Genomic DNA, 12069 nt, shown 5'->3' on the forward strand with positions numbered 1-12069 from the left:
GGAAAACTCTCGTCCTCGACGGTGCCCGGCCCGTGTGTGCCCGGCACGCACCCGGACCGTCGCACGGTCCGCCCGCTGTCAGGGACGAGCTTGTCAGATGACCGGGGGCCGGCCCAACCGGGTCAGCCGCCACACCGTACGCCACCTCATGGGGCGACGGGGTCCACAGGCTGTCGTCCAGCCTTCCCTGAATCCGCCGAACCAGGCCTTCAGGGCCGGCCGCGAGGGCCGGCGCAGCAGCGTCAGCAGCAGCCAGACGCCGAGGTAGACCGGGACCAGGGGCGCGGGGAGGTTGCGGCGGGCCAGCCAGACCCGGTTGCGCGCGACCATCCGGTGGTAGACGGCGTGCCGCGAGGGCGCGGTCGTCGGATGGAAGAGCACCATGTCGGACCGGTAGTCGATCATCCAGCCCGCGTCGAGGGCCCGCCACGCGAGGTCGGTCTCCTCGTGCGCGTAGAAGAACTCGTCGGGCAGCCCGCCGACCTCGGCGAAGACCTTCGTACGGACCGCGTTGGCGCCGCCGAGGAAGGTGGTGACCCGGGAGGAGCGCATCGGGTCGGCGGCGCGCAGCCGCGGCACGTGCCGGCGCTGGGTGACACCGGTGTCGGGGTCGGCGATGCGGAAGCTGATGATGCCGAGCTCGGGGTCGGCCGTGAAGGCCTGCCGGCACAGCTCGGCGGTGTCGTGCTGGGCGAGCAGACCGTCGTCGTCGAGGAACAGCAGTATGTCGACGTCGCGGCCGCCGGGGCCGAAGGCCTCGATGCCTATGTTCCGGCCGCCGGGGATGCCGAGGTTCTCGGGGAGCTCCACGGTGCGCACGGCCGACGAGAACTCGCTCACGTCCGGCACCGGCGAGCCGTTGCCGACCACGACCACCTCGACGACGTCGCCGTTCTGCTTGGCGACCGAGTCGATCAGGGCCTTGAGCTCGTCGGGGCGGTTGCCCATGGTGATGACGACCGCGCCGACCTTCAGCCCGCTCATCGCAGCCTGCTCGAGGCGAGGACGGACACCAGGTGCAGCACGGTCTGGAGCAGGGCGATGCCCGCCAGCACCGCGACACCCAGCCGGGAGAAGAACAGGTCGCCGCGCACCTGGTCCAGCACCGCCAGGACCAGGATCAGCAGGGAAGCCTCGATGCCGAGGATCAGCCGGTGGAACTTCAGCGCGGCCGCGGCCCGGCGGGCCAGTGCCATGCCCGACGAGCGCGGCTCGGCGGCCGCCTCCTTGACGGGCGGCAGTCCGCCCTGGTGGCGGGCGACGCCGACGAGGTCGGTCTCGGCCTTGATCAGGATCGCGCCGAGGGCGGCCAGGGTGCCGAGGAAGGCCCAGAGCCAGTCGATCCGCCCGGAGCCCCAGAGATCGGCGGCGCGCAGGCCGAAGCCGACCAGCACCGCGGCGTCGGTCAGATAGGCGCCCACCCGGTCGAGGTAGACCCCGGCGAGCGAGTACTGCTTCTTCCAGCGCGCGATCTCGCCGTCGACGCAGTCCAGCAGCAGGTACATCTGCACGCAGACCACGCCGAGCACGGCGCCCCAGATCCCCGGCACCAGCAGCGCCGGGGCGGCGAGCACGCCGAAGACAGTCATCAGGTACGTGAGCTGGTTGGGCGTGACCCTGGTGTTCACCAGGTAGCGGTCGACCCGCAGGGACACCTCGCGCATGTAGAGGCGCCCCATCCAGTGCTCACCGCTGCGCCGGTCCTTCACCCCTGCGGGATGGACGACCGGACGGAGTTCAGCTACCGATGGCCTTGACATAGTCGGTGTACATGTCCTTGATCTGGTCGGTCTTGAGGTCGAGGTGTTCGAGGATCGTGTAGCGGCCGGGCCTGGTCTCGGGAGCGAACTCGACGACCCGGACGAACTCGTCCGCGCTGAAGCCGATCTCCTCCGGCAGCACCGGCAGCCCGTGGCGGCGCAGCACCTCGGCCATGTAGGCCGACTCCTCGTGCGCTCCGCGCAGGTACATCGCGAAGGCCGCGCCCAGTCCGCACTGCTCGCCGTGGGCGGCCGCGCGCTTGGGGAACAGCAGGTCGAACGCGTGGTTGATCTCGTGGCACGCGCCGGAGGACGGGCGGGAGTCGCCCGACACCGACATCGCGATACCGCTGAGGACCAGCGACTCGGCGAGCACCTGGAGGAAGCCGTTGTCGCCGACGCCGCCGGGGTGGCGCAGCACCGCCTCGCCGGCCTGGCGGGCCATGGCGGCGGCCAGGCCGTCGATCTTCTCGCCCTTGACGCGGTGGGCGAGCTCCCAGTCGGCGATCGCCGAGATGTTGGAGACGGCGTCGCCGATCCCGGCCCGGACGAAGCGGACCGGGGCCTCGCGGATGACGTCGAGGTCGATGACGACCGCGATCGGGTTCGGCACTCCGTAGGAGCCGCGGCCCGCGTCGTTGTCGAGGGTGGCGACCGGCGAGCACAGACCGTCGTGCGCGAGGTTCGTCGGGACGGCGACCAGCGGAAGGCCGACCCGTGCCGCGGCGAACTTGGCGCAGTCGATGATCTTGCCGCCGCCGAGGCCCACGACCGCGTCGTAGCGGCTGGCCTTGATCTCGCCGGCCAGCCGGATCGCGTCGTCGAGCGTGCCCCCGCCGACCTCGTACCAGGTGGCACCCGGCAGCGAGGGGGCGACGCGCTCGCGCAGCCTGGCCCCCGAGCCGCCGCTGACGGCGACGGCGAGCCGGCCGGAGTGCGAGACGCGCTCGTCCGCGAGCACGGAGCCCAGGTCGTCGAGGGCACCCGGGCGGATGTCCACGACGACCGGCGAGGGGATGAGACGTGTCAGTACCGGCACGCGATCTCCCGTCCCCTGGCGAGATCGTCGTGGTTGTCGATCTCGACCCAGCTGACGTCGCCGATCGGTGCCACGTCGATGCGGAAGCCGCGGTCGACGAGCTCCTGGTAGCCGTGCTCGTAGAACTGCTGCGGGTCGGTCTCCCACACCGTCTTCAGGGCGTCCGCGAGCTCGGGGGCGGCGTCGCCCTCGATGAGGGTGACGCCGATGTACTCGCCGCTCGCCTCGGCGGGGTCCATCAGCTTGGTGATCTTCGTCATGCCGCGCTCGGCGTCGACGACGACCTTCATCTCCTCGTCGGCGAGCGACTTCACGGTGTCCACGGCGAGGATGATCTTCTTGCCGTCGCCGCGCGCGGCGAGCAGCGTCTTCTCCACGGAGACCGGGTGGACGGTGTCGCCGTTGGCGAGGATCACGCCGTCCTTGAGGGCGTCACGGCCGCACCACAGGGAGTAGGCGTTGTTCCACTCCTCGGCCTTGTCGTTGTCGATGAGGGTGAGCTTCAGGCCGTACTTCTGCTCCAGGGCCGCCTTGCGCTCGTACACGGCCTCCTTGCGGTAGCCGACGATGATCGCGACCTCGGTCAGACCGATCTCGGCGAAGTTGCCGAGGGTCAGGTCCAGGACCGTGGGTTCGCCCTCTATGCCCGCGGGCCCCACCGGCACCAGAGCCTTGGGAAGGCTGTCGGTGTAGGGGCGCAGACGCCGTCCGGCGCCGGCCGCCAGCACGAGGCCGATCATGCGGGTTCTCCTTCATCGTGTACGGCGGGTGCGCCGACCTTGTGGGCGGACACCCAGAAGCGGATGCTCTCGAAGAGCACCACCAGGGCGACGGCCACGGCGAGCACCGTGAGCGCGACCCCGAACTGCGAGGCGGTGAGTGCCAGGGCCAGGACGGTCACCAGCAGCGTCCGGCCCTCGTGGCCCCCGATCGCGCGCACCAGCCAGGCCGGCGGCGCGCCGGCGTCACCGCGGATGCGGTACACCGTGTCGTAGTGATGGTAGGCGACGGCGGCCACCAGCCCGAAAGCCGCCGGAAGCACTCCGTTCACATCGGCTTTGGCCGCCAGTACCAGGACGGTGCCGTACTCGGCGGCCCGGAACAGCGGGGGGATCAGCCAGTCGAGGGCGCCCTTGAGGGGCTGGGACAGGGCGAGGCCCGAGGTGACGGCGTAGACGACCGCGCCGCCGACAGCCGCCCAGGCGTCGCCGGAGAGCACCGCGGAGGCGAGGACGACGAAGCCGATCACCGCGTTGAGCAGCGGGGAGCTCGGGTAGAAGCGAGTGTTCGGGCTGCGCCACTTCCCCGCGAGGGAGGCCAGCGGGCCGTTGTCGGCGAGGTCCGCGAGCGCCTGCGCCGCCCGGTCGGTCCGCCTTGCCTTGCGGGTCACCGAGCGCAGCACCCGGCCGGCCGTGGTGTACGTCGCCGCGAAGGCGCAGCCGATCAGCAGCGCGTAGAAGGTGATGCGGGGGGTCGTCAGCGCGGTGAGGACGGCGATCATGGCCCATCGTTCGCCGATGGGCAGCACTATCATCCGGCGCAGCCAGACCGTCCAGCCGACGCTGTCGAGCCGGTCGGAGAGGGCCGCGGTGGGGCTGGTGTTGGCGTCGGCGTCGTGGTTGGCCTCGTTGAAGGAGAAGTCCACGACGTGCCGGCAGGTCTGCAGGACCATGGCGCCCAGCGCGAGGGCCCAGACGTCGTCGCCGCCGCGGGCCGCGCCCAGGGCGAGGCCGGCGTAGTACGCGTACTCCTTGGCGCGGTCGAAGGTGGCGTCCAGCCAGGCGCCGAGCGTCGAGTACTGGAGCGAGTAGCGGGCGAGCTGGCCGTCGGTGCAGTCCAGCACGAACGACGCGATCAGCAGGACGCCGGCCGCGACGAACCCGGCCCGGGTGCCGGTGGCCGCGCTGCCCGCCGCGATCAGCGCGGTGAGCAGGGAGGCGGTGGTGACCTGGTTCGGGGTGAGGCCGCGGCGGGCGCACCAGCGGGCGAGGTAGCGCGAGTACGGGCTGATGCAGAAGGTGGTGAAGAAGCCGTCGCGGGCCTTCACGGCCGACTTCAGGCGTACGGCCTCGTCGTCCACGGCGGCGACGGCCTGCCGTGCCTCGTTGCGGGTCTGCGGGTCGTCGGGGACCGTGGCGACCAGGCTGCCGAGCTCGGGGCGCCGGACGTCGGCGCCCTGCGTCTCCAGGGCGGTCACCACACGGTCGACGAAGTGGTCGGCGGGGGCGTCGGCCGGGCTGCCGCCGAGGGCGTCGACGGCCGGCGCCGTCCCCCCGCTCATGGCGTACTCCCGGTCGACGGCGCCGGTCAGCACCGAGCGGGCCGCGGGCTGCGCGGTCACGGCGCCGGGCACCGCGGCGAGCGGGAAGCGGGGGTCGGTGAGCCCGAGCCGCAGCGCGTGCGGGTGGCCGACGAAACGCGCGTCGACGACGGCGACCCGCTGCTCACCCGGAACCCGGGCGAGCAGGGGGCCGACATCGGCGGCGTCGTCGGCGATCCGGACGTCGAAGCCCAGTGACCGCAGATCGGTCTCGATCGACGATCCGGGGACCGGTTGGCCGGTGAGGATGGCGGTCGACAACCGAACTCATCTCCCTGGAACCGACGCGACGGCGCCGGTCATGTGCACGATGGGGGCGCCGCTCGGCTGCTCCGGGCGGGCGGCATGTCGGCGAAGGCTATCCGATGTCGCCGGAGGCGTGTTCATCGCCCGTTCATGATCCGATCAGCGTAGTCTGTTCCGGCCTTTGCCTGCCTCTGCCGAGATCATCATGAGTGATGGGCGGCCCGGCCGACAAACCGCGGTCCGGCCGACAAACCCGGCGTCCGCGCGGCGCACCCGGCGGACACCCCCGGGGAGCGTGCCGTGCGGCATAGGGTGGGCGACCATGACATGGCTGATCACCGGCGGAGCCGGATACATCGGGGCGCATGTGGCACGTGCCATGACCGAGGCCGGGGAACGGGTCGTGGCACTGGACGACCTGTCGGCGGGGGTGCCCACCCGGCTGCCGGCGGGCATCCCGCTGGTCCAGGGCTCGGCCGGGGACGAGGACCTGCTCAAGCGGGTCCTCGCCGAGCACGCGGTGACGGGTGTGGTGCATCTCGCGGCCCGCAAGCAGGTGGCGGAGTCCGTGGCGCAGCCCACGCGCTACTACCAGGAGAACCTGGGCGCTCTCGCCACGCTCCTGGAGGCGGTCGCCGGGGCCGGGGTCGAGCGGTTCCTGTTCTCGTCGTCCGCGGCCGTCTACGGAAACCCGGACGTGGACCTCATCACCGAGGACACCCCGTGCGCCCCGGTGAACCCCTACGGGGAGACCAAGCTCGCCGGGGAGTGGCTGGTGCGGGCGGCGGGCCGGGCGCACGGCATCGCGACGACCTGTCTGCGCTACTTCAACGTGGCGGGCGCCGCGGCCCCGGAACTGGCGGACACCGGGGTCTTCAACATCGTCCCCATGGTCTTCGACCGGCTCACCCGGGACGAGGCCCCGCGGATCTTCGGCGACGACTATCCGACGCCGGACGGCACCTGTGTGCGTGACTACATCCACGTCGCCGATCTCGCCGAGGCGCACCTCGCGGCGGCCCGCCGGCTGTCGGCGCCGGGAGCCTCGGGCGATCTGACGGTGAACATCGGCCGCGGCGAGGGCGTCTCCGTACGCGAGCTGGTCACGCTCATCGGCGAGGTCACGGGCGACGGCCGGCCGGCGCTCGTCGAGCCCCGGCGCCCCGGGGACGCCCCCCGCGCGGTCGCCTCCGCCGCCCGGGCCGCGGCCGAACTCGGCTGGACGGCCCGGCGCGGGACGCGCGAGATGGTCGAGTCGGCCTGGCAGGGATGGCAGCTGCACCGCGGACGCTGAGTGCCATGGCCGGGGACGCCGTGCGCCCGGCGACGGCACCCGACCTGCTCTGACCTGCGCTTCGTTTGCGCAGGTCAGAGCATATGACAACGGTGTTCAGTGCCGCGTTGCCCGATACCCCCCACCCGTAGTTGACTGTGTGTCCCGGGCGGATCACAGGAGGCGTTTCCCATGGGGGCAGGGCACGACCACGGTCATGCACACGGCCACGGCCACGGCGCGCCGGCGACCGGGACCGCGGCCGCCGCGTACCGGGGCCGGCTGCGCGTGGCGCTGTCGATCACCATCGCCGTCACGGTGGTGGAGATCCTCGGCGGGGTGCTCGCCGACTCCCTCGCGCTGGTCGCGGACGCGGCGCACATGGCGACGGACGCCCTGGGGCTGGGCATGGCCCTGGTGGCCATCCATGTCGCGAACCGGCCGGCCAGCCCCCACCGCACCTTCGGGTACGCCCGCGCCGAGATCCTCGCCGCGCTCGCCAACTGCCTGCTGCTGCTGTGCGTCGGCGGATACGTCCTCTACGAGGCGGTCCAGCGGTTCTTCACGCCGGCCGACACCGAGGGCGGCCTCATGATCGTGTTCGGTCTGATCGGTCTGGTCGCGAACACCGTCTCGCTGCTGCTGCTGATGCGCGGCCAGCAGCACAGCCTGAACGTACGGGGGGCGTTCCTGGAGGTGGCGGCCGACGCGCTGGGGTCCGTGGCGGTGCTGATCTCGGCGACGGTGATCCTCACCACCGGCTGGCAGGCGGCCGACCCGATCGCCTCGATCGCCATCGGTCTGATGATCGTGCCGCGCACGGTGAAGCTGCTGCGCGAGACCCTGGACGTGCTGCTGGAGGCCGCCCCGAAGAACGTCGACATGGCGGAGGTACGGGCCCACGTACTCGCGCTGGACGGCGTCGAGAACGTCCACGACCTGCACGCCTGGACGATCACCTCGGGGATGCCGGTGCTGTCGGCGCACGTCGTGGTGCGCTCCGACGTACTGAACGCGATCGGCCACGAGAAGATGCTGCACGAACTCCAGGGCTGCCTGGGCGACCACTTCGACGTCTCGCACTGCACCTTCCAGCTGGAGCCGGTCGGCCACGCCGAGCACGAGGAACGGCTGTGCCACTGAGGCTGCCCCGGCGGTCCGGTGGGCGCGTACGTCGTTCCGTCCACAACCCGACGTCCGCGCGCCCCCCTTACGGGCGGTTCCCCGTTCACCCCGACGGGCACGATCACCTACCGGGCGCCACCTGACGGCATCCGGCCGGCGCCACCGCATGTCCCGCGTCGCCTCGCACGGGACATGCGGTGGCGCCGTGAAGTGCCGGGAGTGCCGGATTCGTACGGCAGACTTGGGGCGCGAGGACCGATGCTAAGGATGGGTATGCCGATCACACCTGCCACCGCGAAGCACAGTGCGTCGAACGGCGCCGCGGACGCGATTCTGCTGGAACTGGTCGACGAGAACGGTGTGACGATCGGGACCGCGGAGAAGCTCGCCGCCCATCAGCCGCCGGGACAGTTGCATCGCGCGTTCTCCGTGTTCCTCTTCGACGAGCAGGGCCGGCTGCTGCTCCAGCAGCGGGCGCTGGGCAAGTACCACTCCCCCGGCGTGTGGTCGAACACCTGCTGCGGCCACCCCTACCCCGGCGAGGCGCCGTTCGCGGCGGCGGCCCGGCGGACGTACGAGGAGCTCGGGGTCTCCCCGACGCTGCTCGCGGAGGCCGGCACGGTCCGCTACAACCACCCGGACCCGGACTCGGGCCTGGTCGAGCAGGAGTACAACCATCTGTTCGTCGGCCTGGTGCAGTCCACGCTGCGGCCGGACCCGGAGGAGGTCGGCGGGACCGCCTTCGTGAGCCCCGCCGAGCTGGCGGAGCGGCATGCGAAGGACACGTTCTCCGCGTGGTTCATGACCGTGCTGGACGCCGCACGGCCCGCGGTGCGGGAACTGACGGGAACCTCCGCGGGCTGGTAGGACTCCCGGCCGGCTCGCCGACCGGCGTGCACGGCCCGTGGTCAGTGCACCCGGACGGGCTTGAGCGGCAGGGCGGCCCAGATCACCTTGCCGCCGCTCGACGTGTGCTCGACGTCGCACACCCCGCCCGCCTCCAGGGTGATCTCGCGGACCAGCAGCAGCCCCCGGCCGCCCACCTGGGCGTGGTCGGCCTCCAGGGCGGTCGGGCGGTAGGGGTGGTTGTCCTCCACCGACACCCGCACCCATTCGGCTCCGACGGCCACCTCCACGGCGAGCGTCGGCGACAGGAGCGCCGCGTGCTTGACGGCGTTCGTCACCAGCTCCGAGACGATCAGCAGCAGACCCTGGACGAGGTCGTCGGAGGCCGGTACGCCCTGACGGTGGAGCAGGTCCCGCACGGCGTGCCGCGCCTGCGGGACGGAGACGTCGAGGGCGGGGGCGGTGAACCGCCACACGCCCTCGTACGGCAGCGGATCCGGCGCTCTCGCTCCGAGGGGCTCGCCCGCCACGCCCTCCGGTGTGTCTTCAGGGCGTGGGCCCACCCCGCGCCCGTGGTTCTCCATCGTCCGGTCGCCACCCTTGCGCTCGATTGTCACCACACGTCGAGTGTTGGTAACGCACAGCTCCGCACCGAAGGACTGGACAGAAGTCAGCGCTTATTGAGCATTTCCGACCTCCATTGAACGATTTGATCGCCCAGAAGTCCGGATCCTGCCCCGATCGCGCCAACTTCGCGAACTATTCGGGTTGTACGGGTTTGCCGGGAAGGGGCCTGCGCCCGGCCGGTGGCCGACGGCCGCACCCGTCCGGCCTGCGGCTACGATCCGCCGCATGGAGCCCCAGCTGCTGCACCGTGTCACCGAGTCGGTGGCCACCGTCGTCATCCACCACCCGGCCAAGCGCAACGCCATGACCGCCGCGATGTGGCGGGCGCTGCCGCCCCTGCTGGACACCCTGGCCGCCGATCCGGACGTACGGGCCCTGGTGCTGACCGGCGAGGGCGACACCTTCTGCTCCGGAGCCGACATCTCCACCCTCAGGAGCTCACCCGGGGAGGCACAGGGGCTGGCCGTGCTCGCCGAGGAGGCACTGGCCGCCTTCCCCAAGCCGACGCTCGCGGCGGTACGGGGGCACTGCGTGGGCGGGGGCTCGCAGCTCGCGGCGGCCTGCGATCTGCGGTTCGCCGAGGAGGACGCGCTGTTCGGGGTGACCCCGGCGAAGCTGGGGATCGTCTATCCCGCCTCCTCGACCCGGCGGCTGGCGTCGCTGATCGGTCCGGCCGCCACCAAGTACCTGCTGTTCTCGGGCGAGCTGATCGACACGGCACGGGCGCTGCGGACGGGCCTGGTGGACGAGGTGCTGCCCGCGGGCGGACTCGGCAAGCGGGTCGCCGAGTTCACCCGCGTCCTGGTCTCGCGCTCCCAGCTGACCCAGGCCGCGGCGAAGGAGTTCGCCGACGGACGCACCGACCGGGACGCCCACTGGGCCGAGCTGGCACGGGCCGCCGACGACACCGCCGAGGGCGTCGCCGCGTTCCTGGAGCGCAGGCAGCCGCGCTTCACCTGGACTACGTCAGGATGAACCGGCTGTTCCTGCGGAACTCCTCGACGAGGTGCGCGGGCGCCTTCTGGGGGGACCCCGCGTCGTAGGGCGGCTGCGGGTCGTACTCGGTCAGCAGTTGTACGGCCTGCGCGTGCTCGTCGCCGGCGATCCGGCCGAGCAGGGTGAGGCCCATGTCGATGCCGGAGGAGACACCGGCGGCGGTGACGTACTTGCCGTCGGACACGACCCGCTCGCCCGTGGGCTCGGCACCGAAGCGCTCCAGGTACTCCAGGGCCAGCCAGTGGGAGGTCGCGCGGCGGCCCCGGAGCAGTCCGGCGGCGGCCAGCAGCAGCGAGCCGGTGCACACCGAGGTCGTCCATGTGCTGGTCGAGTCCGCCGTGCGCAGCCAGCCGAGGAGGACCTCGTTGTCCATCTGCGGGGTCTGTCCGGGGCCGCCGGGGACGACCACGATGTCGGGGTGCGGCACGTCCGCGAGGGTGCGGTCGGCGATCAGGGCGAGGTTCCCGGTGTCGGAGCGGACCGGGCCGGTGCGTTCGGCCACGAAGACGGTGTCGGCGTCCGGCAGCCGGCCGAGGGTCTCGTACGGGCCCACGGCGTCGAGGGCGGTGAAACGGTCGAAGAGCAGGATGGCGATCTGCATCGGGATGCCTTTCGGACAGGAGGCGTGCGTGGGTCGGGCAGTGGGCGAATCGGGCCGGGCAGGTGCCGCCCGGCAGGTGGCGCGGGCAGGCCGGGTGCCACCCGGCAGTCGGAGTGGGTCAGCCCGGTACCGCCGGCAGGTGGCGCGGGCAGGCCGGGTACCGACCGGCAGGTCGTGCGGGTCGGTCAGGGGTAGCGCCTCGCGGGCGGCGGGGTGTGGTCAGCGGATGGCGGGGCGTGGTCAGCGGATGGCGGGCGCCGGGCGGAACCGGCGCCGGTACTCGGCCGGTGAGGTCCCGAGCGTCCTGACGAACGCGCGTCGCATGGCCTCGGCGGTGCCGTAACCGCTGGCGCGGGATATCTCCTCGATCCCGTCCCCGGTGTCCTCCAGCAGGCGCCGGGCGTGTTCGAGGCGCACCCGGTCGACGTACCGGCCGGGGGGCGTGCCGGTCGCGGCCCGGAAGGCGCGGGCGAAGTGGCGCGGCGAGAGGGCCGCACGGGCGGCCAGCGCCTCCACGCTCAGGTCCCCGGCCGGGTGCTCGGTGATGTACTGCTGGACGTCGCGCAACGACTCCCGGTGTGCCGTCTGGGCGGCGAGCTGGGCGCTGAACTGGGCCTGGTTGCCCGGCCGGCGCAGGAAGACCACGAGATGGCGGGCGACCCGCAGCGCGACGTCCCGGCCCAGGTCCTCCTCCACCAGGGCGAGCGCCAGGTCGATGCCGGAGGTGACACCGGCCGAGGTGGCGACCCGCCGGTCCCGTACGTAGATGGGGTCCGGGTCCACCTCGACGGCCGGGTGGTCGCGGGCGAGCTTGTCGCAGTAGGCCCAGTGGGTCGTGGCGCGGTGTCCGTCCAGCAGACCGGCCGCCGCGAGCAGGATCGCCCCGGTGCAGACGGAGACGAGGCGCTCGGCCCGCGGGGCGTGCGCGCGCAGCCAGTCGACCAGGCGGGCGTCGTGCTCGCGGGTGCCCGCGCCGCCGGGCACGAGGAGGATGTGCGGGTCGTCGGCCGGATCCGTCAGGGCCGCGTCGGGTACCAGGGTCAGGCCGCTGGAGGTGCGTACCGGACCGCCGTCCAGGGAGACGGTCCGGATGCGGTAGCTGCCCGGGGTGTGGCTCTCCGCACCCGCGAACACCTCGACCGGGCCGGTCACGTCAAGGCTCTGCACGCCGTCGAAGAGGACGACGAGAACGGTTCGCTGCGCCATGCGTCCGAGTCTCGGCGGGTCCGGCGACGG

General features: G+C 72.3%; 12 protein-coding genes. 4 read left to right on the forward strand and 8 right to left on the reverse strand.

The window, feature by feature from the left end; all coding sequences use genetic code 11:
- Positions 1–93: 93 nt before the first annotated feature.
- Genes ACZ7OY_RS07560 through ACZ7OY_RS07580 form a run of 5 tightly spaced genes read right to left on the reverse strand, consistent with a single transcriptional unit; the run spans position 94 to position 5380 of the window.
- Positions 94–984, reverse strand: coding sequence for a glycosyltransferase family 2 protein (locus ACZ7OY_RS07560; protein ID WP_384730416.1), 891 nt, complete (start codon positions 982–984; stop codon positions 94–96).
- Positions 981–1760 carry a CDP-alcohol phosphatidyltransferase family protein gene (locus ACZ7OY_RS07565; protein WP_471910524.1) on the reverse strand — a complete coding sequence of 260 codons (780 nt, stop codon included), beginning with the start codon at positions 1758–1760 and terminating at the stop codon, positions 981–983. The genes ACZ7OY_RS07560 and ACZ7OY_RS07565 overlap by 4 nt, the downstream gene beginning before the upstream one ends.
- Positions 1738–2799, reverse strand: coding sequence for an iron-containing alcohol dehydrogenase family protein (locus ACZ7OY_RS07570; RefSeq protein ID WP_471910525.1), 1062 nt, complete (start codon positions 2797–2799; stop codon positions 1738–1740). Before ACZ7OY_RS07570 ends, ACZ7OY_RS07565 begins: the two co-directional genes overlap by 23 nt.
- On the reverse strand, positions 2787–3539 hold the full coding sequence (locus ACZ7OY_RS07575) for a phosphocholine cytidylyltransferase family protein (protein ID WP_471910526.1): 753 nt from the start codon (positions 3537–3539) through the stop codon (positions 2787–2789). The genes ACZ7OY_RS07570 and ACZ7OY_RS07575 overlap by 13 nt, the downstream gene beginning before the upstream one ends.
- Positions 3536–5380, reverse strand: a complete 1845-nt coding sequence (locus ACZ7OY_RS07580; RefSeq protein WP_471910527.1) for a DUF5941 domain-containing protein — start codon at positions 5378–5380, stop codon at positions 3536–3538. Before ACZ7OY_RS07580 ends, ACZ7OY_RS07575 begins: the two co-directional genes overlap by 4 nt.
- Positions 5381–5687: 307 nt before the next feature.
- Between ACZ7OY_RS07580 and galE the strand changes: the two genes are divergently transcribed.
- The 3 genes from galE (at position 5688) to idi (ending at position 8630) form a co-directional block, all read left to right on the forward strand.
- A complete protein-coding gene (galE, locus tag ACZ7OY_RS07585) occupies positions 5688–6659 on the forward strand; it encodes a UDP-glucose 4-epimerase GalE (RefSeq protein ID WP_471910528.1) in 972 nt (323 codons plus the stop codon).
- A gap of 171 nt (positions 6660–6830) precedes the next feature.
- Entirely contained in the window at positions 6831–7781 is a 951-nt protein-coding gene (locus tag ACZ7OY_RS07590) for a cation diffusion facilitator family transporter (protein WP_471910529.1), read from the forward strand.
- Positions 7782–8036: 255 nt separating this feature from the next.
- Positions 8037–8630, forward strand: a complete 594-nt coding sequence (idi, locus tag ACZ7OY_RS07595; protein ID WP_351605576.1) for an isopentenyl-diphosphate Delta-isomerase — start codon at positions 8037–8039, stop codon at positions 8628–8630.
- A 41-nt stretch (positions 8631–8671) separates the two neighbouring features.
- Here the strand turns inward: idi and ACZ7OY_RS07600 are convergent, their stop codons facing one another.
- Positions 8672–9193 (reverse strand): ATP-binding protein, encoded by a 522-nt coding sequence (locus tag ACZ7OY_RS07600; RefSeq protein WP_471911186.1) that lies wholly within the window; start codon positions 9191–9193, stop codon positions 8672–8674.
- 268 nt (positions 9194–9461) lie between these two features.
- On the opposite strand from ACZ7OY_RS07600, the gene ACZ7OY_RS07605 reads away from it, so the two are divergent.
- Positions 9462–10211, forward strand: a complete 750-nt coding sequence (locus ACZ7OY_RS07605; RefSeq protein WP_351605578.1) for an enoyl-CoA hydratase/isomerase family protein — start codon at positions 9462–9464, stop codon at positions 10209–10211.
- Here the strand turns inward: ACZ7OY_RS07605 and ACZ7OY_RS07610 are convergent.
- Entirely contained in the window at positions 10198–10833 is a 636-nt protein-coding gene (locus ACZ7OY_RS07610; RefSeq protein WP_471910530.1) for a DJ-1/PfpI family protein, read from the reverse strand. The genes ACZ7OY_RS07605 and ACZ7OY_RS07610 overlap by 14 nt on opposite strands.
- A 240-nt stretch (positions 10834–11073) precedes the next feature.
- Complete coding sequence (locus tag ACZ7OY_RS07615) at positions 11074–12039, reverse strand: GlxA family transcriptional regulator (RefSeq protein ID WP_471910531.1); 966 nt, start codon at positions 12037–12039, stop codon at positions 11074–11076.
- Positions 12040–12069: the final 30 nt, after the last annotated feature.

The organism is Streptomyces sp. NPDC107559, assembly GCF_055657365.1.